Source organism: Rugamonas rubra, assembly GCF_900114705.1.
Lineage (GTDB): Bacteria > Pseudomonadota > Gammaproteobacteria > Burkholderiales > Burkholderiaceae_D > Rugamonas > Rugamonas rubra.
The window spans coordinates 36,880-60,783 of the sequence record NZ_FOTW01000032.1; the positions used below are offsets into that span (position 1 = coordinate 36,880).

Here is a 23,904-nt window from a genome sequence, read left to right on the forward strand (position 1 = left end):
ATGGAGCGCCGGGGAAGTTGATCTTTTTTACATTTTTCCAATCGATTATACAAAGGGATGAGCCAAACACCAAGCCCCGCCACCTCAGGGCGTGGCGTGCCAGCCGCCGCCGAGCGACTGGATCAGCGCGATGGCGGTGGTCTGGCGGTCGGCCTGGGCCTGGATCAGCGCGCGGCGCGCCGCCAGCGCGGTGTTCTGCGCGGTGACTACCTCGGTGTAAGCGACCTGGCCGGCGCGGTAGCGGTTGAGCATCTGCGTCTCGACCTGGTCGGCCGCCTCCGAGGCCAGGCGGCGCAGGTCCTGCTGCAGCAGCAGCGCGCGGGTGGCGGCCAGCTGGTTCTCGACGTCGGCGAAGGCGGCCAGCACGGTCTGCCGGTAGTGGGCCACGGCGACGTCGCGCCCGGCCTCGGCGCCGCCGACCCGGGCGGCGGTGGCGCCGGCGTTGAACAGGCTCTGGCCGGCGCTCAGGCCGAGCGACCACAGGCTGTTGGATGCATTCAGCAAGCCGCCGACGGCGCTGCCGGCCACGCCGTAGGAGCCGCTCAGGCTCAGGCTGGGGAAGTAGGCGGCGCGGGCCACGCCGATCTGCTCGTTGGCGGCGGCGACGCGGCGCTCGGCGGCGGCGATGTCCGGGCGGCGCTGCAGCAGCGTCGACGGCAGCGCCAGCGGCACCTCGGGCACCGTGGCGCGCCACGGCGCGACGGCCAGGCTGAAATCGGCCGGCGCCTTGCCGAGCAGGACGGCGATGGCGTGCTCGAGCTGGGCGCGCTGGCGCGCCAGGCCGACCAGGTCGATGCGCGCGCTGGCCAGCTGGGTCTGCGCCTGCAGCACGTCGGAGCGGGCGGCGATGCCGGCGCCGAAGCGGTTCTGGGTGATCTCCAGCACCCGCGCGTAGCCGCGCACGGTGGCCTCGAGCAGGGCCAGCTGGGCGTCGGCCTGGCGCAGCGAGAAGTAGTCGAGCGCCAGCTCGCCCTGGGCCGACAGGCGGGCGGCGGCCAGGTCGGCCGCGCTGGCGGCGGCGCCGGCCTGGGCGCCGTTGGCGCCGGCGCGCAGCTTGCCCCAGACGTCGGGCTCCCAGCTGGCGCCAATGTCGAGCTTGTACTGACTGGCGCTGCGCGTGTCGCCACCGCCGCCGGAGCGGTTGGCCGCGCCGCCCAGGTCGACGCTGGGGAACAGCGCGGCGCGCTGCTCGCCGACGGCGGCGCGGGCCTGGGCGTAGGAGGCCACGGCGGCGGCCACGTTCTGGTTCGACACCTCGACGGCGGCGACCAGCTCGTCGAGCTGCGGGTCGCCGAACAGCTGCCACCACGGACCGCGTTCGAGCGTGTCGGCCGGCGCGGCCGGCTGCCAGCCGCGCGCCTCCTTGAACTCGGCCGGCTGCGGCGTGCTCGGCGTTTGATAGGCGGGGCCGACGGCGCAGCCGCCCAGCGCCAGCGCGAGGGCCAAGCCGGCCAATGAGGCCAGCGGGCGCGCAATCGGCAGGCCGCCGGCCTTGTTGGCGTTGCTGGTATGGCGATGTGTGCTAGGTGTGCGGATCATGATGGTGTCGGCGACGCAGTTGCCTGCTCGCCGTGGATACGGCTCAGTTGTTGTTCTGCGGGGCTGCGGCGGCGCAGCTTGTCGAGCAGGATGTAGACCACCGGGGTGGTCAGCAGGGTCAGTAGCTGGCTGGCGACCAGGCCGCCGATGATGGCGACGCCGAGCGGCTGGCGCAGCTCGGAGCCCTCGCCGAAGCCTATCGCCAGCGGCAAGGCGCCCAAGGCGGCGGCCAGCGTGGTCATCAGGATCGGGCGGAAGCGCAGCAGGCAGGCCTCGCGCACCGCGTCGCGCGCGTTCAGGCCGCGCGCGCGCTCGGCCTCCAGCGCGAAGTCGATGATCAGGATGGCGTTCTTCTTGACGATGCCGATCAACAGGAACACGCCGATCAAGGCGATGATGGAGAACTCCATTTTGAACAGCAACAGCGCCAGCACGGCGCCGACGCCGGCCGACGGCAGGGTCGACAGCACGGTGATCGGGTGCACCAGGCTTTCATACAAAATGCCGAGCACGATGTAGATCACCACGATGGCGGCCAGGATCAGCAGCGGCTGCTGTTTGTTGCTCTCGTCGGCGCTGCGCGCGGTGCCCTGGAAGCTGCCGCGCACGTTGTTGGGCATGCCGATCTGCGCCTCGGCCGCGTGCACGGCGGCCTGGCCGTCGCTCAGGCTGTAGCCGTCGACCAGGTTGAACGAGACGGTGGTGGCCAGCTCGCCGTCCTGGTGGTTGATCGAGCTGGGCGTCGAGCTTTCGGCGAAGCTGGCGATGGCCGTCAGCGGCACCATTGTCGTCACGCTGTTGCTCAGGGCCGCGCCGCTGGACGGGTCGCGCGCCGCCGTGCTGTTGCTCGACGGCGCGGCGGTGGTGCTGGCCGCGCCGCTCGTGGTGGCCGTGCCCTTCGACGGCACGTGGACGTCGCGCAGCGCCTCCGGGCTTTGCGCGTAGCGCGGCGCCACCTCCATCACCACGTGGTACTGGTTCAACTCGTCGTAGATGGTGGCCACCTGGCGCTGGCCGAAGCCGTTGTAGAGCGCGTTGTCGACGTCGCGCACCGTCATGCCCAGGCGCGCGGCGCTGTCCTTGTCGATGGTGACGAAGGTTTCGACGCCGTTCTCGGCCTGGTCGGTGTCGACGTCGATCAGCTCCTGCTGGCCCTTCATCGCCTCGGCCAGCTTGGCCGCCCACAGTTTGAGGTCGGCCCGGTTGTCGCTCTTCAGCGTGTACTGGTAGGTGGAATTGCTCTGCCGCCCGCCCATGCGCAGGTCCTGCACCGGGTTGAGGAACAGCGACACGCCGGTGATTTTGGCCAGCTGCGGGCGCAGCCGGGCGATCACCGCCTGGCCCGACTCGCTGCGCTGGTCGGCCGGCTTCAGGTTGATGAACATGAAGCCGCCGCCGGCGCGGCCGCCCCCGGTGAAGCCGACCACGGTGGCCACCGCCGGGTCGCGCTTGATGACGTTGACCAGCTGGCGCAGCTTCTGCTGCATGGCCTGGAAGGAGATGCTCTGGTCGGCGCGGATGCCGCCGTTGATCTGACCCGTGTCCTGCTGCGGGAAGAAGCCCTTGGGCGCGGCCGAGAACAGGTAGACGTTGAGGGCGACGACGAAGGCCAGCGACAGCATCACCAACCAAGCGCTGCCCAGCGCCCAGTCGAGCGCGTGCTCGTACTGGCGGTGCATCCAGTCGTAGCCGCGCTCGGCCCAGCGCGCCAAGCGGCCCGGCGGCTGGTGGCCCTGGCCCGGCTTGAGCAGCCAGGCGCACATCATCGGCGTGGTGGTCAGCGAAATCAGCAGCGAGATCAAGACCGCCGCCGACAGGGTGACGGCGAACTCGCGGAACAGCCGGCCCACCTGGCCGCCCATGAACAGCAGCGGGATGAACACGGCCACCAGCGACAGGCTGATCGACAGCACGGTGAAGCCGACCTCGCGCGCGCCCAGCAGGGCCGCCTTGAACCGGTCCATGCCGGCCTCGATGTGGCGCGAGGTGTTCTCCAACACGACGATGGCGTCGTCGACGACGAAGCCGGTGGCCACCGTCAGCGCCATCAGCGACAGGTTGTTCAGGCTGAAGCCGAGCAGGTACATCACGCCGAAGGTGCCCAGCAGCGAGACGATGGTGGCCACCGCCGGCACGATGGTGGCGCGCACGCTGCGCAGGAAGGCGCTGACCACCAGCACCACCAGCACGATGGAGATCAGCAGCGTCAGCTCGATCTCGTGCAGCGAGGAGCGGATCGAGTTGGTGCTGTCGGAGGCCACCTGCAGCTTGATGTCCTGCGGCAGCTGGGCCTGCAACTGCGGCAGCAGCGCGCGCACGCCGTCCACCGTGGCGATGACGTTGGCGCCGGGCTGGCGGGTGATCAGCACGATCACCGCCGGGTCGCCGTTGAACAGGCCCAGGGTGTTGTTGCTCTCGGTGCCGTCGATGACCTCGGCCACGTCCTGCAGGCGGATCGCCGCGCCGTTGCGCCAGGCGACCACCAGCTTGCGGTAGTCGGCGGCGTTGCGGCCGCCGGCGGCGTCGCTCGGCTGCGAGTAGATCTGCAGGTGGCGCCCCTCCCCTTCGATGGCGCCCTTGGGGCGGTTGGCGTTGGTGGCCTGGATGGCGGCGCGCACGTCCTCCATCGACACGCCGTAGCGGTTCAGCGCGTAGGGCAGCAACTCGACGCGCACCGCCGGCAGCGAGCCGCCGCCCAACTCGACGTCGCCGACGCCGGGCACCTGGGCGATCTTCTGCTGCACGATGTTCGACACCGCCTCGTAGATCTGGCCGGGCGAGCGGCTCGGCGAGGTCAACGCCAGGATGACGACCGGGGCGTCCGACGGGTTGGCCTTGCGGTAGGTGGGGTTGCTGCGCAACGTGGCCGGCAGGTCGGCGCGCGAGGCGTTGATGGCGGCCTGCACCTCGCGCGCGGCGGCGTCGATCTTGCGGTTCAGGTCGAACTGCAGGCTGATGCGGGTCGAGCCGTTGCCCGACGAGGAGGTCATCTCGTTGACACCGGCGATCACGCCGAGGCGCCGCTCGAGCGGCGTGGCGACGCTGGTGGCCATGGTGTCCGGACTGGCGCCGGGCAGGCTGGCGCTGACCGAGATCGAGGGGAAGTCGACCTGCGGCAGCGGCGACACCGGCAGCGCGAAGAAGGCGCCTACGCCGGCCAGCGCAATGCCGATGGTCAGCAGCACGGTGGCGATGGGGCGCCGGACGAAGGGTTCCGACAGGTTCACGAGGCGGCTCCGGATGCGCCGTCAACGCCGGCGCCGGCGGCGCCCTTGCGGCCGGCCCAACGCCGGCCCAGGCGGTCGAAGCCGAGGTAGATCACCGGCGTGGTGAACAAGGTCAGCATTTGGCTGACGATCAGGCCGCCGAAGATGGCCAGGCCGAGCGGCCGGCGCAGCTCGGCGCCGTCGCCCCAGCCAAGCATCAACGGCACGGCGGCGAACAGCGCGGCCAGCGTGGTCATCAGGATCGGGCGGAAGCGCAGCAGCGCCGCCTGGTGGATCGCCTCGCGCGGCGACTTGCCCTGCTCGCGCTCGGCCTCGATGGCGAAGTCGATCATCATGATGGCGTTCTTCTTGACGATGCCGATCAACAGGATGATGCCGATGATGCCGATCACGCCTAAGTCCTGGCCGCTGATCATCAGCGCCAGCAAGGCGCCGACGCCGGCCGACGGCAGCGTCGACAGGATGGTCAGCGGGTGGATGTAGCTCTCGTACAGCACGCCGAGCACGATGTAGACGCAGATCACCGCCGCCAAAATTAGCCACAGCTGGTTGGACAGCGAGTTCTGGTAGGCGCCGGCGGCGCCGAGGAAGGTCAGCGACACCGACGGCGGCAGCTTGATCTCCTCGGCGGCGGCGCGGATCTCCTCGACCGCCTGGCCCAGCGCGACGCCGTCGGCCGTGTCGAAGCCGAGCGTGGTGGCCGGGTACTGCGCCACGTGGGTGATTTGCAGCGGCGCCGGCCGCTCGGTGATGGTGGCCACCGACGACAGCGGCGTGGCCTTGCCCGAGCCGGTGCGCAGTTGCAGGTTGCCCAGCGATTCGGGTGTGGTCAGCGTGCCGGGGCGCGCCTCCAGAATCACGCGGTACTGGTTGGTCTCGGTGAAGATGGTCGAGACGATGCGCTGGCCGAAGGCGCTGTACAGGGCGTCGTCGATGGCGGCGGCGCTGATCGACAGGCGGGCGGCGCTGTCGCGGTCGATGCTGATGTAGGCGGCGGTGCTGGTGGCGCCGGCGTCGGACACCACGTTGCGCAGCCCCGCCTTGGCGCGCATGCGCTCGCTCAGCTTGGCGGCCCAGGTGTTGACGGTGGCGTTGTCGGCCCCCTCCAGCGAGACGCGGTACTGGGTCGGCCCGGTCTCGGCGTCGATGGTCAAGTCCTGCGTCGGTTGCAGGTACAGCGTGACGCCGGCCACGTTGGCGGCGCGCTGGCGCAGCCGCTCCATGGTGTGGGCCTGGTCGCTGCTGCGCTCGCGCTTCAGGTTGATCAGCATGCGGCCGGTATGCAGCATGGTGTTGTTGGCGGCGTCCACGCCGACCAGGGAGCTGAGCGACTCGACGTCCGGGTCTTCCAAAATGGCGGCGGCGGCGGCCTGCTGCAACTCGGCCATGCGGGCGTAGGAGACCGACTGCGAGGTCTCGACGCGGGCCTGCAACTGGCCGGTGTCCTGGGTCGGGAACAGGCCCTTGGGTATCCAGATGTAGAGCAGCACCGTCAACACCAGCGTGGCCAGCGCCACCAGCAGGGTCAGGCCCTGGCGCAGCAACACCCATTGCAGCGCCGTGTCGTAGTGGCGGATCACGCCGTCGAGGAAGGCCTGGGTGCGGCGCGCCAGCGCGCCCGGATGCTCGTCGGCGTGGCTTTTGAGCCAGCGCGCCGACATCATCGGCACCAAGGTCAGCGAGACCAGGGCGGAGATCAGGATGGTGATCGACAGCGTGACGGCGAACTCGCGGAACAGGCGGCCGACCACGTCGCCCATGAACAGCAGCGGGATCAGCACGGCGATCAGCGACACCGTCAGCGATATGATGGTGAAGCCGATCTGCGCGGCGCCCTTGATGGCGGCGGCCATCGGCTGCTCGCCCTCCTCGATGTAGCGGGCGATGTTTTCGATCATGACGATGGCGTCGTCGACGACGAAGCCGGTGGCGATGGTCAGCGCCATCAGCGACAGGTTGTTCAGGCTGTAGCCGAGCAGGTACATCACGCCGCAGCTGCCGATCAGCGAGATCGGCACGGCCAGGCTGGCGATGACGGTGGCGCGCACGCTGTGCAGGAAGGCGAAGATCACCAGCACCACCAGGCCGACGGCCAGCAGCAGCTCGGTCTCCACATGTTCGACCGAGGCGCGGATGCCGGTGGTGCGGTCGCTCAGCACGTCGACGCGCAGCGCGCCCGGCAAGCCGGCCTGCAGCTCGGGCAGGCGGGCCTTGATGGCGTCGACGGTGGCGATGACGTTGGCGCCGGGCTGGCGCTGCACGTTGAGGATGATCGCCGGCTTCAGACCGGACCAGGCGCCCAGCTTGATGTTCTCGGCGCTGTCGACCACCTGGGCCACGTCGGTCAGGCGCACCGGGGCGCCGTTCTTGAAGGCGACGATCAGGCTCTGGTAGTCCTTGGCGGTGACCAGCTGGTCGTTGGCGTTGATGGTGAAGGAGCGCGTCGGGCCGTCGAAGCTGCCCTTGGCGCCGTTGGCGTTGGCCGCCGTGATGGCGCTGCGCAGCGTGTCCAGGCCGAGGCCGTAGGAGGCCAGCGCCAGCGTGTCGGCCTGGATGCGCACGGCCGGCCGCTGGCCGCCGCTCAGCGACACCAGGCCGACGCCGCCCACCTGGCTGATCTTCAGCGCCAGCCGGGTGTTGACGATGTTCTGCACCTCGGTCAGCGGCATGGTGTCCGAGGTGATCGCCAGCGTCAGCACCGGCGCGTCGGCCGGGTTGACCTTGGCGTAGACCGGCGGCGCCGGCAGGTCGGTCGGCAGCAGCGAGCCGCCGGCGTTGATGGCCGCCTGCACCTCCTGCTCGGCCACGTCCAGCGTCTGGCCCAGCGTGAATTGCAGCGTGATGATGGAGACGCCGGAGGCGCTGGTGGAGCTCATGCGCTGCAGGCCGGCCATTTGGCCGAACTGGCGCTCCAGCGGCGCGGTGACGGTCTGGGCCATCACCTCGGGGCTGGCGCCGGGGTATAGCGTTTGCACCTGGATGGTGGGGAAGTCGACCTGCGGCAGCGCCGACAGCGGCAGGAACTTGAAGCCGACTATCCCCGCCAGCACGATCGCCAGCATCAGCAGCGCAGTGGCCACCGGACGCTGGATGAATGGGCCCGACGGACTCATGGCGCGCTACCCTTGGCACCCTTGCCGTCGCGGTTGCGGCGGCCACCTGCGCCGGCACCGGCCGGCTTATCGCCGGGCAGCGTGACCTTGGCGCCGTCCTTCAGGCGGTCGGCGCCCTCGGTGATGACCTGCTCGCCGGCCTTCACGCCGGTCTTCAGCTGCACCTTGTCGACGGTGGCCTGGCCGCGCGTGACCGGGCGCGTCGATACCGTCTTGTCGGCGTTGAGCACGTAGACATAGTCGCCGCTGGCGCCGTGGCGCAGCGCCGTCACCGGCACCATCACCGCATCCTTGATGGTGCGCAGCTCCAGCCGCAGGTTGACGAACTGGCTGGGGAACAGCGCCATCTTGTCGTTGGCGAAGCGGGCCTTGGCCTTGACGGTGCCGGTCTGCGTGTCGACCTGGTTGTCGAGGGCGGCAAAGCGTCCCTGCCCCAGCTCCTTGCTGCGGGTGCGGTCGAAGGCGATGGCCGGCAGCGCCGCGCCCTCGTTGGCGCGCTCCTGCACATCCGGCACCTGGTCCTGCGGCACGGCGAATTCAACGTCGATGGGCGACAGCTGGGTGATGACGGCGATGCCGGCGGCGTCGCTGGAACCGACCAGGTTGCCGACGTCGACCACGCGCAGGCCGACCCGGCCGCCAATCGGCGCGACCACCTTGGTGTAGCCCAGATTCAGCCGCGCCATGCCCTCGGCGGCGCGGTCGGTCATCACCGTGCCCTCCAGTTGTTTGACCAGCGCCGCCTGGGTGTCCACATCCTGCCGCGCGATGGAGTCCTGGGTGATCAGCGTGCGGTAGCGCTCCAGCGTCAGCTTGGCGTTCTCCAGCTGGGCCTCGTCGCGCTGGCGTTGGCCGGAGGCCTGCAACAGCGCCATCTCGAACTGGCGCGGATCGATCTGCGCCAGCACCTGGCCGGCCTTGACCATCTGCCCTTCCTTGAACAGCACCTTTTGCAGGATGCCCGAGACCTGCGGCCGCACCGTGGTGGTGGCGGCCGCCGTCACGGTGCCGAGCGCGTCGAGCAGCACCGGCACGTCGGCATGCTCCGCCGTGGCCACGCCGACGGTGGTGCTGGCGCCGCCGCGCCGTCCGCCCGGGCCGCCGGGACCACCGGGGCCGCCTGGGCCGCCGGCGCCTTGCGTGGCGCCGCCGGCGCCCGTGGCCGGATGGGTCAGATGCCAGGCCAGGCCGCCCAGGCCTGCCATCGCGGCCACCGCGATCACGCCGCCGATGATCTTGGAACGGCGGCTGCGGCGGGTTGGCGCAATGGTCACGGTTGGCTTGCTCGGCATGTCTTGCGAATCCATCGCTTATCCTTGTTGATGCCGCGCGGAGGCGGCGTTGCTGGCGCCGGGCGCGGGCCACGGCTGTATTGATGTCGGGAGCGGACCGACGCAGGTGGCGTGGCCATTTGATGCGAGGACTCTAGCATATCCAATGCGGCCAAATGCTTCCGGCGGAAACAATGCGGCGATGCTGGAAACATGGCCGCGACGAGGTCGGCCACGGCGGCCGCTCCGCCCTCCCCGCCCATCGCGCCGCACGCCCGCAACCATGCGGGCTGAGGCTGCCGCGCACGACTCAGCCGAGTGGCTCAACTGCGGTAACGACTGGTTACAAACTCGCTACAAATATCTTCCCCCTACGCCGTTGGTGTGGACACGGCTGGGTGCTCAGGGTCAGACCCTAGGGTCTGACCCTACATATGCGCCGCTGGGTATTCATCCCGCGCTCCGCTTTACAAATCTTTACGCGAGCGACATCGGCCCTTTACCTCGCCGGCCCACACTGGTCCTCGTTGTCTCCCCAAAACCACTTAGAGGACTTAACATGCGTATCTTCAACCGCAACACCATCGCCGCCTTCCTGCTCGGCGGCGCCCTGGCCGCCGGCGCCGGCGCCCTCGCCGTCGAACGCCACATGGGCGGCAGCCACGCCGCCGTCGACGCTAGCGCCCACGCCGAGCGCATGCTCAAGCACCTGTACGTCGAGGTCGACGCCACCGACGCGCAGAAGGCCAAGATCGAACCGCTGGTCAAGCAGGCCATGCAGGACTTGAAGCCGATCCACGGCCAGCTGCGCGGCGCCCACGCCGAGCTGCTGACCTGGCTGGGCCAGCCGACCCTCGACGCCGGCGCGCTCGAAGCGATGCGCGTGCAGAAGCTGCAACTGGCCGACCAGGCCTCGAAACGCCTGGTGCAGCTGATCGCCGACGTCGGCGAGGTGCTCACGCCCGAGCAGCGCAACAAGCTGGCCGCCCACCTGGGCAAGCTGCACCAGCGCCGCCACGGCTAGGCACGCGTAGCCGCACAGGTGGCGGCGCAAACCCGGCGGCGGCTTGTGAAGGCCGCCGCCTGTCCGTAGAATGAATCCATGGCAGACCATATCCTTGTAGTCGAAGACGACCCGCGCCTGGCCGAGATGCTCACCGAGTATCTGGAGCAGGCCGGCTTCCGCGTCAGCAGCGCCGCGCTGGGCCGCGACGCGCTGGACATGCTGGCGCGGCCGCAGCAGCCAGCGTTCGGCGCCGTGGTGCTCGACCTGATGCTGCCCGACATGGACGGCCTCGAGGTGTGCCGCCAGCTGCGCGCCAACGTCGACACGCCGGTGCTGATGCTGACCGCGCGCGGCGACGCCATCGACCGCATCGTCGGCCTGGAGATAGGCGCCGACGACTACCTGCCCAAACCCTTCGAGCCGCGCGAGCTGCTGGCCCGCCTGCGCGCCATCCTGCGCCGCCGGCGCAGCGACGAGCCGGCCGGCGGCCAAGGCCCCGGCCGCCAGGCGCTGCGCTTCGGCCGGCTGGAGATCGACGCCGACGCCCACGCCGCCCGGCTCGACGGCGCGCCCTGCGAGCTGACCACCTACCAGTTCGACCTGCTGCTGGCGCTGGCGCAGAACGCCGGCCGCGTGCTATCGCGCGACACGCTGATGGAGCTGGTCAAGGGCGAGCAGATCGAGGCCTTCGACCGCTCGATCGACGTGCACATGTCGCGCATCCGCGCCGCCGTCGAGGACGATCCCAAAAAGCCACGCCGCATCATCACCGTGCGCGGCGCCGGCTATCTGTTCGCCAAGGTGCAGGACTGATGCCGCGCCTGTACTTCCGCTTCTACATCGCCCTGCTCGGCAGCCTGCTGCTGTTCGCCTTCGCCGTGACGCTGCTGTGGCACCGCGCCGGCGGCCCGGTGGAACGGGCCGACGCCACGCTGGCCCAACTGGTGCAAAACATGCTGCCGCCGGCCGCCGCGCCGCCGGCCGAACAGCAGGCCGCGCTGCTGCGCCTGGCCCAGGGCGTCGACGGCGACATGACCTTGTACCGCGCCGACTGGACCGAGCTGGCCAGCATCGGCAAGGGCGTGCCGCGCCTGCAATGGGGCGCCGGCACGCGGCCCGGCCGCTTCCCCGCCACCGACCTGTGGCTGGCCGACGGCCGCCGTCTGCTGTCGAGCAAGCCGCTCGGCTTCGCCCGCCCACGCGCGCTGCTGCACACGGCGCTGATCGCGCTGGCGCTGGCCATCGGCGTGGCCGCCTTCCCGCTGGTGCGCCATTTGACCAAGCGGCTGGAACGGCTGCAGCGCGGCGTCGAATCGCTCGGCGCCGGCGACCTGGCGGCGCGCGTCAAGGTCGAGGGCAAGGACGAGGTGGCGCGGCTGGCGCAGAGCTTCAACCGCGCCGCCGACCAGATCGAGCAGCTGGTCGGCGCCCACAAGGCGCTGCTGGCCAACGCCTCGCACGAGCTGCGCACGCCGCTGGCGCGCATCCGCCTGGCGCTGGAGCTGGTCAAGGACACGGTGGACGCCAAGCGCCGCGCCGGCTTGGAGCAGGACATCGCCGAGCTGGACCAGCTGCTCGACGAGATCCTGCTGGCCAGCCGTCTCGGCGCCGTCAACGACGGCATGGTGTTGGAGACGGTGGCGCCGCTGGCCCTGGCCGCCGAGGAGTGCGCCCACTACGACGAGGTGCGGCTGGAGGGCACGCCGGCAGCGGCGGCGGCCCTGCTGCGCGGCGACGCCCGCCTGCTGCGCCGCCTGCTGCGCAACCTGCTGGAGAACGCGCAGCGCCACGGCCGGGCGCCGACCCAGGTGCGGCTGGACGCCGACGCGGCGCAGCTCAGCATCCGCGTGTGGGACGCCGGGCCGGGTGTGCCGGAGGCGGAATGGGAGAGGATCTTCGAACCGTTCTACCGGCGCGGCGGCACGCGCGACAACGGCGGCGCCGGTCTTGGCTTGGCGTTGGTGCGGCAGATCGCGCGGCGCCACGGCGGCGAGGCGCGCTGCGCCGCCATCGACGACGGCCGCAGCGGCTTTGTGGTGACGCTGCCGCTGTTGGCGGCTTGAGGGTGCGGCATGCGGGGGCGGGACTTCGCCTAGGCCCAACGGCAAAGAGCCAGGGTCAGACCCTCAGGGTCTGACCCTAGGTTTGCGCCGTAGGGTCTTGCCGGCCGCACCTGCGCCCGAACCGCAGACTATGTCAAGGCGCCTCGCACAGGCAGTGCGTCAAGGCCATGAACGGTTTGCGGCTGGCGCCCAGTTCGTTCAACCAGCTCAACTCGCGCGCCGCCTCGCCGGCCACGCCGGCCGGCAGGCCGGTGCCGGCCAGGCCCAGCTTGACCTGGGCGCCGACGGCCTGCGCCACCGAGCCGCCGAACAGGTCGATCAAACGGTCGACCTTGCTGGTCTCGCGCTCGATGTAGACCACCCGGTAGTCGCCGCCCAGCTTGGCGCGCGTGGCGGCCGACTTCAAGGCGTCGCCGTAGCTGCCCAGCGTGTCGATCAAACCGCGCTCCTTGGCCTGGGCGCCGGTCCACACACGGCCCTGCGCCACCGCGTCGATCTTCTCCGGCGTGGTCTTGCGCGCCTTGGCGGCGCGGCCGGTGAAGTCGGCGTAGATGTGGTTGATGCTGCTCTGGATCACCTGGCCGAAGCGCGGGTCGAGCGGGCGCAGCGGGTTGCTGGCGTCGCCCATCCAGGTGGTGGTGGTGCCGGCGGTGTGGATGCCCAGCTTGTCGATCACCTTGTCGGCCTTGGGCAGCAGCGCGAACACGCCGATCGAGCCGGTGATGGTGGTCGGATCGGCGATCACCTCGTCGGCCGACATCGAGATCCAATACCCGCCCGAGGCGGCCACGTTGCCCATCGAGACCACCACCGGCTTGCCGGCGGCGCGGGTCAGCTCCAGCTCGCGGCGGATCAGCTCCGAGGCGAAGGCGCTGCCGCCGGGCGAATCGACGCGCAGCACCACGGCCTTGATCTTGTCGTCCTCGCGCGCCATGCGGATCAGCTTGGAGGTGGACTCGCCGCCGATCGAACCAGGGCCGGCCACGCCGTCGCTGATCTCGCCGGCGGCGATGACCACGCCGACGGCGTCGCCGGTCAGCTTGGGATGCAGGCGCGCCAGGTAGTCGTCGAAGTTGACCTGCACGAAGCTCTTGCCGTTGCTCTCCTTGACGCCGCGTTGGATCATCAACTGGCGGATCTCGTCGCGCGTCTTCAGGCCGTCGACCAGCTTGGTCGCCACGGCCAGCTTGGCCAGGTCGCCGTCGACCTTGGCGGCGTTGTCCGGCAGCGCGTTGATGTCCACCATCAGTTGGCCCGGCTGCATCTTGCGTGCCTTCTCCACCTCGCCGGTGTAGCTGGCCCACAGCGCGTTGACCAGGAAGGCGTCCGCCTCGGCGGCGGCCGGCGACGGGCCGTTGGCGATGAAGGGCTCGGCGGCGCTCTTGAAGGTGCCGACCTTGAGCAGGTTGACGGTGACGCCGACCTTGTCGAGCGCGTCGCGGTAGTAGTTGCGGTAGCGGCCGAAGCCGTCCAGCAGCACCGTGCCCATCGGGTGCATATACACCTCGCTGGCGTGCGCCGCCAGCAGATACTGGCGCTGGTCGAAGCTGGAGCCCCAGGCCACCACCTGCTTGCCGCTGGCCTTGAAGCGCTCCAGCGCGGCGGCCACTTCGCGCAGCGCGGCCAGGCCGCTGCCCTGCAGGTCGTCGGTCAGCAGCACGGCGGCGCCGATGTTGGGGTCCTTGGCGGCCGCGTCGAGCACCGACAACACGTCGCGCAGTTGGGTCATCTTGCGCGTCTCGGCGCCGCTGACCGAGCTCATCAGCGCCTCGCGGGCGTTGCCGCTGGTCTGTTCGACCAGCGCGCCCTTCAGGTCGAGCACCAGGGTGGTCTTGGCCGCCAGCGGCTTGAGGCCGCCGCCGAAGATGGTGTACAGCAGCGCCACGATCAGCGCCAGGAACAGCAGGTTGAACAGCGCGCGACGGCTGGCGTCAAGCGCGCGCCAGCAAAAGCCGAGGCCGCTGCGTAGGTAGGCAAAGGGGGATCTGGACATCGGTACTCCTGGTTGTTCTGAGTGTTGCCGGGTTGGGATAACTAATTCGTAACATTTAATTTGTGACACTGTAAGCCAAAACGCGACTCGTTGTCAGCCATCGTTTGCCACCGGCCCGGCGGACGCCGGCAGCGAAATCAGGAACAAGGCCGCCAACACCAGCGAACCATTCATGATAAGCAGCTCCAGGCCGATACGATAGCTGCCGAAAATCAACTCTTGATTGCGGTCAACGACGTAGCACAGCGCCGGCCCGGCCAGCACGGCCAAGGGCACCCAGCGCTGGCGCAGGGCGCGCCGGCTCAGCATGCCGAAGGCGAACAAGCCGAGCAGCGGACCGTAGGTGTAGCCGGCCAGTTTCAGGATCACGCCTATCATGCTAGCACTGTCTATCCATTTGAACAGTAGGACCAGCAACAGGAACAAGGCGCAGAAGCCCAGATGGACGTGGTGGCGCCGGCGCAGCTTGGCGGCCTCGTCCAGGTCGGCGCGCCGCGTCAGGCCCAGCAGGTCGATGCAAAAGCTCGAGGTCAGCGCGGTGATGGCGCCGTCGGCGCTGGGGAACAGGGCCGAGATCAGGCCGAGCAGGAAGATCAGCTGCACCAGCGCCGGCAGATGGCCCATCACCACGGCCGGGAACAGCTTGTCGCCGGTGGCGCCCACGCCGGCCAGCGGCGCGTACAGGTGCAGCAGGCCGCCGAGGAAGAGGAACAGCGCCAGCACGCCGACCAGGATGGCGGTCAGCAGCAGCATGTTCTTCTGCGAGTCGGCCAGGGTGCGCACCGAGATGTTCTTCTGCATCATCTCCTGGTCCATGCCGGTCATGGCGATGGTGATGAACATGCCGGCCAGCACCTGTTTCCAGAAGAAGGCCGGGCTGTCGACGTCCCAGGTGAACACCCGCGCCAGGCCGGCGTCCTGCATGCGCGCCAGGCTGGACGGCAGGTCCAGCTCCATGGCGTGCAACAGGTAGGCGACGCAGATGAGCAGGCCGAGCAGCATGCCGGCGGTTTGCAGCGTGTCGGTCCAGACGATGGTCTTGACGCCGCCCTCGTAGGTGTAGAGCAGTATCATCAGCAGCACCACCGCGCTGGTCAGCCAGAACGGCAGGCCCAGGCGGTCGAGGATGACGGCCTGCAGGATGTTGATGACCAGGTACAGCCGGGCGCTGGCGCCCAAGGTGCGCGACAGGATGAAGCAGGCCGCCCCGCTCTGCCCGGCGCGGCGGCCCAGGCGCACATCGAGGTAGTGGTAGATCGAGCTCAGGCGCAGCCGGTAGTACAGCGGCAGCAACACGAAGGTGACGCACAGATAGCCGAGCACATAGCCCAGCGTGATCTGCAGGTAGCCGAAGCCGTCGCGGCCGACGGCGCCGGGCACGCTGACGAAGGTCACCCCGCTGAGCGTGGTGCCGACCATGCCGAAGGCGACCAGCAGCCAGTTGCTGCTCTTGTTGCCGTTGAAAAAACTCTCGTTGGTGGCGTTGCGCGAGGTGCGCCTGGCCACGACCAGCAGCAGGCCGAAATAGGCGAGGACGACGAGGAAGAGCGAGACGGGGGACATGGGGTGTTGGCCAGAAGCAAAAATTCGATTGGCCAGCAATATACACCCGTGGCGCCGTTCCGGTGGGATGGCAAGGCGCCGGCGGCTAGCAAACCACCCACAGGCAAAGAGCCAGGGTCAGACCCTAGGGTCTGACCCTTGGTTTGCGCCGGTGGTTGAGCCTTGGTTTGCGCCGGTGGCTACTCGGCCGGCCAAGGTCGGCCGCTCAATGGCTGGCGACCCGGCGCGGCCGCTCGGCGCCGGCCGCCACGGCAATCGGATTACGGCGGTCGAGCCGGCCGCTGAGCGCCGTCAGGCCGTAGGCGCCGAGCACCACCAGCGCGCCGATCCAGCCGGTGTGCACCAGCCCCAGGTGTTCGACGATCAAGCCGCCGCCCCAGGCGCCGCCGGCGATGCCCAGGTTGAAGGCGGCGATGTTCAGGCCGGAGGCGACGTCGACGGCGCGCGGCGTGAAGTGCTCGGCCTGCTGCACCACGTACACCTGCAGTCCAGCGACGTTGCCGAAGGCCACGGCGCCCCACAGCAGCACGGCGGCCAGCATCAGCCAGGGGTGCGGCGCGGCGAACGTCACCAGCAGCAGCACGGCGGCCAGGCCGAGGAAGATGATCTTCAGCGCGGCGACCGGGCCACGGCGGTCGGCCAGCTTGCCGCCCCAGATGTTGCCGACGGCGACGGAGACGCCGTACACCAGCATCACCAGGCCGACCACGTTGGCGCTGAAGCCGGTGATGTCCTGCAAAATCGGCGCCAGATAGGTGAAGGCGGTGAAGGAGCCGCCGTAGCCGACCGCCGTCATGGCGTAGACCAGCAGCAGGCGCGGCTCGCCCAGCACCTTGACTTGTTGCAGCAGCGAGGCCGGCGCGCTGTGCTTGATGTTCGCCGGCACGAAGGCCAGGCTGCCGACAAAGGCCAGCACGCCCAGCGCGGAGACGGCGAGGAAGGTCTCGCGCCAGCCGAAGTGCTGGCCGATGAAGGTGCCCAGCGGCACGCCGGTGACCAGGGCCACGGTCAGGCCGGTGAACATGATGGCGATGGCGCTGGCGGCCTTGTCCTTGGGCACCAGCGAGGTGGCGATGGTCGAGCCGATCGAGAAGAACACGCCGTGCGCCAGCCCGGTGAGGATGCGCGCCACGATCAGCGAGTTGTAGCCGGGCGCCTTCCAGGCCAGCAGGTTGCCCAAGGTGAACAGCACCATCAGCGCCAGCAGCAGGGTCTTGCGCGGCAGCTTGCCGCTGAGCGCGGTCAGCACCGGCGCGCCGACGGCCACGCCGAGCGCGTACAGGCTGACCAGCAGGCCGGCCGACGGCAGGTTGACGCCGAGGTCGGCGGCGATGGTCGGCAGCAAGCCGACGATAACGAACTCGGTGGTTCCGATGGCGAAAGCGCTGATCGTCAGCGCCAGCAAGGCAATGGGCATGGCAAAACTCCTGTCAAAGTGGATGCCATGCAGTATCCCGGCTTTCTTTGTTTCGAAAAATACCTCCATCGACAGAACATTTTTGATCTACGAGCAACAATCGGCGCGACAGCCGCCTTTGCTGCTATCATTTCCCCATGAATTCGGAAAAACTCGCCCTGCTGCTGAGCCGTGAGATGCCTTACGGAAAATACAAAGGCCGCCTGCTGGCCGACCTGCCCGGCCACTATCTGGGCTGGTTCGCCCGCGAGGGCTTCCCCTCGGGCGAGCTGGGCGCGCTGATCGCCCTGATGTACGAGCTGGACCACAACGACCTGCGCCACCTGCTGGCGCCGCTGCGACCGCCCGGCCGGCCGCTGCCCCGGCGCGCCTAGGCCGCCGGGCCGCCAGGCCGCGATGCGGCCGGGCCGCGCCGCTCAGCGGTAGCTGGCCAGGATGCGCTCCACCGTGCCGTCCTTGACCAGCCCCTTGATGACGCGGTCGACCTCGGCGAAGGGCACGCTGGAGTGGCGTGAAAACGCGCACTGCGCCTTGAACGAGGCGAACACCAGGCCCGGCCGCAGCGTCAATTGCTTGTCCATGCGCAGCTGGTAGTCCAGCACGATCTGCGACACCAGCGCGTATTGCAACTCGCCGCTGACCACCCGGCGCAGATTGATCTCCATGGTTTCCGAATCAACGCGCATGAAGCGCTGGCCCAGCACCTGCTCGACGCGCGGATAACGGTAGGCCGCCACCGTGCCGATGGCCTTGCCGCGCAGCGCCTTCAGCGAGGGAATCGGCGGCGCGCCGGGCACGCTGGCGACCAGCTCGGCGTCCGGCAGGAAGGGTTGGCTCCAGTCGAAGTCGCCGTCTATCCAGTACGGCAACAAATAGCACATGCCGTCGGCCTTGCCCTTGGACAGCGCCCAGCCGGCCTTGTCGCCGGCGACGACGACGAACCTGGCGCTGCGCCCCAGGCGCTTGGCAATGGCCTCGCCCAAGTCGCGCAGGATGCCGCCGCCCAGCTCGCCGTTCTTGATGGCGGCGACCGGCATCACCTGGTCGGTCGAGGCCAGCATGACCAGCTCGGCCGGCGCGGCGCGCGCGGCCAAGCTCAACAGCGAACATGCCAGTAGTGCCGCCAGGCGCTTGTTCATCGTTGCGGCCGCCTTAGTCGAAGAGGAAGGGATACATCCAGGCTATGCTGCCACAGAAGGAGGGGCGCCGCAATGCCCCGGGCGCAGCGCAGCGGCGAGCCGAACCGGCCTTGCCGCGCGGCGCCTCAGGCGCCGCAGCTCAGGTCGTTCCACTCGTTGGTGTAGACCGGCACGTAGCCCAGCGGCGTCCACAGCGACAGGCGCAGGCGGAAGGCGCAGGCCTTGGCGTCGCCGGTGTCGGGCGCGTCGGTGTCCAGCGTCCAGCTGCCCGGGCCACGGTCGCGCCGCCAGCGGACGAACTTGTCGTGCGCCTCGGCGTCCGTCTGGCCCAGCTGGGCGGCGATGGCCTGGTGGCTCAGGCCGACCAGCGCGGCCGGCCGGGGGAACGGCGACACGCAGACCCAGGCCATGTAGGCGACGGCGGCGAGGAACAGAAGCAGGAAGAATTTGGACTTGATGGTGGTCATGGTATCAGCCGGAATCGGGTCCGGCCCTTTTATTGTGTTGGTCGTGCTGTGTTGAAAAAATGAAACAGGGGGGGCAGCGGACTAGTCGGGCGTTCGGCCGGGATCGGACGCCGCGATGCTCAACTCGGCGAAGCCGGTGGCGGCGTCGAACTCGCGGCCGAACACCTGGCCGGGCAGCAGCGCCAGCAGCACCTCGGCGGTGGTGCGGACGATGCAGCCGGCGCAGACGTGGCCGCCCAGCACCCTGCCCTGCGCGTCGGCCACGGCCATGTGCAGATGCGCGCCCTGCGGCGCCAGCGAGCCGGCCAGGCTGAGGATCTCCAGGTCGCCGCCGACGGTGCTGGCCTCGGGCCGGCCGGCGTAGCGCAGCTGCGCCACGCTGAGGCTGCCGATGCCCTGCAGCACGAAGCCGGCGGCCGCGCCGTGCCGCGCCAGCGCCTCGCCCAAGGCGGCGCGCAGGTCGTCGCCGGGGTGCAGGCGCAGGGGCACGGCGCGCATAGTCGCGCTATCGAAAAGACTGCGGTTCATTGCGGAATTCCAGGTGGGCTGAACAATAGCGCCAGAGTAGCCGGAAGCGTCCCGCCATCCAAGACATTTTGCAAACTTCGTTCACAAAGTGGCAATACTTTCGGCGCAACGCAACAGGCTTATCAAGCCGACCAGCCTATGTGACAAGAGTCACGGCAGTGCGCGGCCGGCGCCGCGGCCGGCGGCCTCACTTGACGGCGATCTTCTTGCCGTGGAACTTGCTGAACTCCTCCAGCGCCAGGGCGAACAGCCGCGTCTCCTTCGGGTTGAGGGCGACGAAGGGCTCGGTCTTGATGGTGATGATGTCCTTGCCGGAGTCGCGCTTCCAGGTGCCGACCACCTTGCCCTGGATCAGCATCAAGGGCTGGAACAGGCCGTTGGCCGGCGGACAGACACGGTTGTTGTAGAGCGGGTCGAGCACCATGCCGCGCTCCTTGTAGCCGAGCAGATACTCGTCGAAGGCGGGCAGCGCGGCGCCGTGGTACTGGAAGGCCGGCGGCTCGCCGGGCAAGGCCCACAGCTGGTGGCCGTGGTGGGCGTGCATCTCCAGCTCGGCCTTGATGACGTCGAGGCCGCGCTCGGCGTCGCTGGCGGTCAGGCCGGACCACCACTGGAAGTCCTTCAGCGTGGCCGGGCCACGGCTTTGGAAGTAGCGCTTGGCCAGCTCGCCGAGCGCCTGGTCGCGCTCCATCGGCGCCTGCGCCGGCACCCAGTCGTCCAACGCGACGAAGCGCTGGCCGGCGAAGCACAGCACGCCGTCCAGGGCGGCGCGCCACAACAGGTGGTAGCCGCGCTGGTCGGTGGTGGAGATGCCCTTGTCCTCCAACAGCGTGTAAAGCTCCTCGCGGGTGCGCTGCTTGCCGCCCTTCAAGGCCACCGACAGGATGGCGTGGCTGCGCAGGATGGTGCGCTCGTCGAAGCCGAGCTGCTGGCGGCGCGGCGTGCTGGCCACCACGTTGCCGGGCGCCGTCAGCGTGTTCATCCAGCGCACGTCCTCGGTGGCCACCATGTGGATGGTGCCGCGCATCAGCCAGGTGCGCACGATCTTGCCGTCGTTGATGGCCTGGGTGACGCTGGCGTCGGTCTCGTTCGGCATGCGCGCGCCGATCGCCCACTTGGCGCTGGCGTAGTCCTGGGCCTGGATCGAGCCCATCCAGGAAAGCAGCTGCTGCGCCGATGTGAAGGTGTTGCCCAGCAGCCCCTGGTTATGCAATCTCGCCGAAATAGTCATGTGTCTCTATCAGAATTGTATGTGTAGTCAGGTTGCCAGGACGGAATTTTAACAATTCCTTGGCGCAATGCGGAACCATAACCGATCTCACCACGGACGGGCCGCTTTTGCCTAGCTATTTCTCGGCCCGAACAACAGCGCGGCGGGCGCGCCGGCTCAACGGCTGTTGAAGGCCAGCCGCTTGCCCTCGCGCAGCATGCGCTCGAAGTCGGCCGCCGGCACCGGCTGGCTGAACAGGTAGCCCTGCAGCTGGTCGCAGCCCAGCTCGCGCAGGAAGCTCATCTGTTCGGCCGTCTCGACGCCCTCGGCGACGATCTCCTGGCGCAGCTGCTGGGCCATGGTGACGATGGCGCGGGCGATGGCGCAGTCGTTCTCCTCGTAGGGCAGGCCGGTGACGAAGGCGCGGTCGATCTTGAGCGTGCTGATCGGGAACTTCTTCAGGTAGGCCAGGCTGGAGTAGCCGGTGCCGAAGTCGTCCAGCGCCAGCGCCATGCCCATCGCCACCAGCTCGTTCATGATGGCGATGACGTTGTCGGCGCCGCGCACCAGCAGGCTCTCGGTGATCTCCAGCATGATCTGCTCGGGCTGCACGCCGTGCCGCTCGAGCACCGCCGCCACCCGCGCCGGCAGGCCCTGGTCGAACTGGCGCGCCGACAGGTTGACGGCGATGGTCGGCATGATCAGGTTGGCGTCCTTCCATTCGCGCACCTGGCGGCAGGCCTCCTCCAGCACCCAGCTGCCCAGCTCGAGGATCAGGCCGGTCTCCTCGGCCACCGGGATGAACACGCCGGGCGAGACCAGGCCGCGCACCGGGTGGCGCCAGCGCAGCAGCGCCTCGGCGCCGACGATGCGGCCGCTGCGCAGGCTGACCTTGGGCTGGTAGTACAGCTGCAGCTCCCGGTTGACCAGCGCCAGCCGCAACTCCGTCTCGAGCCGCAGGTGCTCCTTGGCGCGCTGGTTCATCTCCTCGCTGTAGAACAGGAAGGCCGACTCGATGTTCTGCGCGGCGCGGCTGCTGGCCACCTCGGCGTAGCGGATCAGGGTGGCGGTCTCGCGGCCGTCCTCCGGGTAGATGGTGATGCCGATGCTGGCGCCCACCTGCAGGCTGTGGCCGCCGATCTGGATCGGCGCGGCCAGCGCCGTCAGCAGCTTGCTGGCGACGATGGCGGCGTGCTCGCGCTTTTCGATGTGCAGCAGGGCGATGGCGAACTTGCTGCCGTCGAGCCGCGCCAGCACGTCGGCGTCGCGCAGCACCTGGCGGAACAGGCGGCCGATCTCGCACAGCAGCTCGTTGCCGACCTCGTGGCCCAGCGTGTCGCTGATGGCGCCGATGCGGCTGATCTCGACCACCATCAGGGCGCCGTGCTGCTGGCTGCGGCGCGCCTCCATCAAGGCCTGGTCGACCAGCTGGCTCAACAGGCACAGGTTGGGCAGGCCGGTCAGGCCGTCGTAGTTGGCCATGCGCTGCATGCGCGCCTCGGCGTCCTTGTGCACGCTGATGTCGGAGAACAGCGAGAAGGTGTGGGTGATCTGGCCGGCGCGGTCGCGCACCACGCTGATGGTGACCGACTGCGGGAACAGCTCGCCGTTCTTGCGCTTGCCGACGATCTCGCCACGCCACGGGCCGTGGCCCTTCATCGCCGCGCGCACCTGGGCGCGGAAGTCGGCGTCGTGCACGCCCGAGCGCAGCAGGTCCGGCGTCTGGCCGATGGTCTCGGCCGGCGAGTAGCCGGTGATGCGGCTGAAGGCGCCGTTGATCGAGACGATGCGCTCGTTGGCGTCGGTGATCAGCACGCCCTGGTCGCTGTCCTCGATGATGCGGGCGTGCAGGCGCAGCTTGTCCTGCTCGGACAAGGCCTCGCCCGGCGGCTGCAGGCGCACCAGCATGCCGTCGGGGTCGCCGCCGGCGTCGCGCCGCAGCGACAGGGTCAGCTCGACCCAGAACACCTCGCCCGACTTGCGCCGCCGGCGCACCTCGGTGACGGCCTGCTCGTGCTCGAAGAACAGCTCGGCGATGCTGCCGTCGTCGTCGTCCTCGGCGTAGAGGAACAGCACGTGCTGGCCCAGCGCCTCCGGCTCGGCGTAGCCGAACATCTGCTCGGCGCCGGCGCCCCAGCCGACGATGTAGCCGGCCAGGTCGAGCTCGAGCAGCGCCTCGGCGCCGGCGCTGTGCGCGGTGGCGGCCTCGGCGCGCGCCGCCGCCAGCTCGAGCAGCGCCTCGCGCAGGCTCGACAAGGCCTGCTCCTGCGCCGCGCCCGACTCCTGCTGGGCGCGTTGGCTCAGCGCCAGGCAGCGCGCGATGGCGGCGTCAAGCATGGCTGGGGGCCGCGCCGCCGGCGGTCACGTCGAGCATCCACAGGTTGGCGTCGGCGACGATGCGGTTGAAGTCGGCCGCCTCGATCTGCGCCGCCGCCAGGCCGGCGGCCAGGCCGGCGAAGTCGCCCGCCTCGGCCCGCTCCAGCAGCGCCAGCAGCGCGCCCAACTCGCCGCCGTGTTCCAGCAGGGCCAGTTGCACGGCGTCGCCGATCGGCAGCGGCCGCAGCACCTCGGCCAGCGGCAGGCCGAACAGGGTGCCCAGCAGCGAGAACATGCCGACCATGAAGCCCTGCTCCTGGCTGTGCTTGTCCATGCCGGCGGCGCGCGCCAGCAGCTCGAGCGCGCGCGCCCGCACCGCCACCTGGGCCAGCAGCATGGCCGAGCGCATGTCGCCGGAACGCGAGGAGAACAGCATCAGGTTGAGCCAGCGCCGCAGCTGCTGGCGGCCGAGGATCAGGATCGCCTGCGAGAAGCTGGTGACGCGCCGGCCGGTGCCCATGCCGAGCGAGTTGACCAGCTTGAGCAGGTGGTAGGACAGGGTCGGATCGTGGCGCAGCAGGGCCTCGATCTCGTGGGTGTCGGCCTCGGCGGCGACCTTCTGCACCAGTTGCAGGGCCAGCGCGCGCGAGGCGGCCTGGTTGCCGACCGGTTTGGGCGGCGGCGCCAGGTGCCAATCCCCGGTCACCCAGCGCAGCGCCGGCGCCAGTTGCGTGTCGAAGACAGTGTCGGCGCGGTGCAGCACGGCCTCGTCCAGGGGCTTCCAGCCGGCCAGCTGCAACGCCTCGAGCATCGGCGCGGCCATGGCGGCGGCCGACTGGGCGCGGTAGAAACACGGCCAGCGCGCCGCCAGCGCGCCCAGTTGCGCGACTGGCAGGGCCGCCAGCTGCGCGGCGGCGCCATCGGCGCCGGACGCGGCCGCGATGTCGCTGCCGAACAGCAGCGCGCCCGGGCCGCCGTCACGGTCGGCCAATAGCTGAAGGAACAGGGGCGGCACTGCGGTCGAAGCGGTCATGGAGCTTTCCAGCGGATAA

The 23,904-nt window shown here is 69.6% G+C and carries 17 protein-coding genes; 4 read left to right on the top strand and 13 right to left on the bottom strand.

Annotated features, from left to right (window positions below; genetic code table 11):
- Positions 1–84: 84 nt before the first annotated feature.
- Genes BM252_RS26430 through BM252_RS26445 form a run of 4 tightly spaced genes read right to left on the bottom strand, consistent with a single transcriptional unit; the run spans position 85 to position 9,186 of the window.
- Positions 85–1,539, bottom strand: coding sequence for an efflux transporter outer membrane subunit (locus BM252_RS26430; RefSeq protein ID WP_093390653.1), 1,455 nt, complete (start codon positions 1,537–1,539; stop codon positions 85–87).
- Entirely contained in the window at positions 1,536–4,766 is a 3,231-nt protein-coding gene (locus BM252_RS26435) for an efflux RND transporter permease subunit (RefSeq protein ID WP_093390654.1), read from the bottom strand. The genes BM252_RS26430 and BM252_RS26435 overlap by 4 nt, the downstream gene beginning before the upstream one ends.
- Complete coding sequence (locus tag BM252_RS26440) at positions 4,763–7,879, bottom strand: efflux RND transporter permease subunit (RefSeq protein ID WP_093390655.1); 3,117 nt, start codon at positions 7,877–7,879, stop codon at positions 4,763–4,765. Before BM252_RS26440 ends, BM252_RS26435 begins: the two co-directional genes overlap by 4 nt.
- A complete protein-coding gene (locus tag BM252_RS26445; protein ID WP_093390656.1) occupies positions 7,876–9,186 on the bottom strand; it encodes an efflux RND transporter periplasmic adaptor subunit in 1,311 nt (436 codons plus the stop codon). Before BM252_RS26445 ends, BM252_RS26440 begins: the two co-directional genes overlap by 4 nt.
- 523 nt (positions 9,187–9,709) lie before the next feature.
- Here BM252_RS26445 and BM252_RS26450 point away from each other — a divergent pair.
- The 3 genes from BM252_RS26450 to BM252_RS26460 all read left to right on the top strand — a co-directional run bounded on the left by BM252_RS26450 (position 9,710) and on the right by BM252_RS26460 (position 12,219).
- Complete coding sequence (locus BM252_RS26450) at positions 9,710–10,174, top strand: Spy/CpxP family protein refolding chaperone (RefSeq protein WP_093390657.1); 465 nt, start codon at positions 9,710–9,712, stop codon at positions 10,172–10,174.
- Between the two features lie 78 nt (positions 10,175–10,252).
- Complete coding sequence (locus BM252_RS26455; RefSeq protein ID WP_093390658.1) at positions 10,253–10,969, top strand: response regulator; 717 nt, start codon at positions 10,253–10,255, stop codon at positions 10,967–10,969.
- Entirely contained in the window at positions 10,969–12,219 is a 1,251-nt protein-coding gene (locus BM252_RS26460; RefSeq protein WP_093390659.1) for an ATP-binding protein, read from the top strand. Before BM252_RS26455 ends, BM252_RS26460 begins: the two co-directional genes overlap by 1 nt.
- 133 nt (positions 12,220–12,352) lie before the next feature.
- Here the strand turns inward: BM252_RS26460 and sppA are convergent, their stop codons facing one another.
- The 3 genes from sppA to BM252_RS26475 all read right to left on the bottom strand — a co-directional run bounded on the left by sppA (position 12,353) and on the right by BM252_RS26475 (position 17,192).
- On the bottom strand, positions 12,353–14,212 hold the full coding sequence (gene sppA, locus BM252_RS26465; protein WP_093390660.1) for a signal peptide peptidase SppA: 1,860 nt from the start codon (positions 14,210–14,212) through the stop codon (positions 12,353–12,355).
- A 93-nt stretch (positions 14,213–14,305) separates the two neighbouring features.
- The gene (locus tag BM252_RS26470) at positions 14,306–15,775 is read right to left on the bottom strand and encodes a sodium:solute symporter (RefSeq protein ID WP_093390661.1); all 1,470 of its coding nucleotides are present in this window, start codon (positions 15,773–15,775) and stop codon (positions 14,306–14,308) included.
- A gap of 205 nt (positions 15,776–15,980) precedes the next feature.
- Positions 15,981–17,192 (bottom strand): MFS transporter, encoded by a 1,212-nt coding sequence (locus BM252_RS26475; RefSeq protein WP_093390662.1) that lies wholly within the window; start codon positions 17,190–17,192, stop codon positions 15,981–15,983.
- 137 nt (positions 17,193–17,329) lie between these two features.
- Between BM252_RS26475 and BM252_RS26480 the strand changes: the two genes are divergently transcribed.
- Entirely contained in the window at positions 17,330–17,566 is a 237-nt protein-coding gene (locus BM252_RS26480) for a DUF3820 family protein (protein ID WP_093390663.1), read from the top strand.
- Positions 17,567–17,608: 42 nt separating this feature from the next.
- Here the strand turns inward: BM252_RS26480 and BM252_RS26485 are convergent, their stop codons facing one another.
- The 6 genes from BM252_RS26485 to BM252_RS26510 all read right to left on the bottom strand — a co-directional run bounded on the left by BM252_RS26485 (position 17,609) and on the right by BM252_RS26510 (position 23,885).
- A complete protein-coding gene (locus BM252_RS26485; RefSeq protein WP_093390664.1) occupies positions 17,609–18,331 on the bottom strand; it encodes a substrate-binding periplasmic protein in 723 nt (240 codons plus the stop codon).
- A gap of 125 nt (positions 18,332–18,456) precedes the next feature.
- Positions 18,457–18,798 (bottom strand): hypothetical protein, encoded by a 342-nt coding sequence (locus BM252_RS26490; RefSeq protein WP_093390665.1) that lies wholly within the window; start codon positions 18,796–18,798, stop codon positions 18,457–18,459.
- Positions 18,799–18,879: 81 nt separating this feature from the next.
- The gene (locus BM252_RS26495; RefSeq protein WP_093390666.1) at positions 18,880–19,296 is read right to left on the bottom strand and encodes a PPC domain-containing DNA-binding protein; all 417 of its coding nucleotides are present in this window, start codon (positions 19,294–19,296) and stop codon (positions 18,880–18,882) included.
- 217 nt (positions 19,297–19,513) lie between these two features.
- A complete protein-coding gene (locus BM252_RS26500) occupies positions 19,514–20,557 on the bottom strand; it encodes a winged helix DNA-binding domain-containing protein (RefSeq protein ID WP_093390667.1) in 1,044 nt (347 codons plus the stop codon).
- Between the two features lie 156 nt (positions 20,558–20,713).
- Positions 20,714–22,873, bottom strand: a complete 2,160-nt coding sequence (locus BM252_RS26505; RefSeq protein ID WP_093390668.1) for a putative bifunctional diguanylate cyclase/phosphodiesterase — start codon at positions 22,871–22,873, stop codon at positions 20,714–20,716.
- Positions 22,866–23,885 carry an EAL and HDOD domain-containing protein gene (locus tag BM252_RS26510; protein WP_093390669.1) on the bottom strand — a complete coding sequence of 340 codons (1,020 nt, stop codon included), beginning with the start codon at positions 23,883–23,885 and terminating at the stop codon, positions 22,866–22,868. Before BM252_RS26510 ends, BM252_RS26505 begins: the two co-directional genes overlap by 8 nt.
- Positions 23,886–23,904 lie beyond the last annotated feature (19 nt).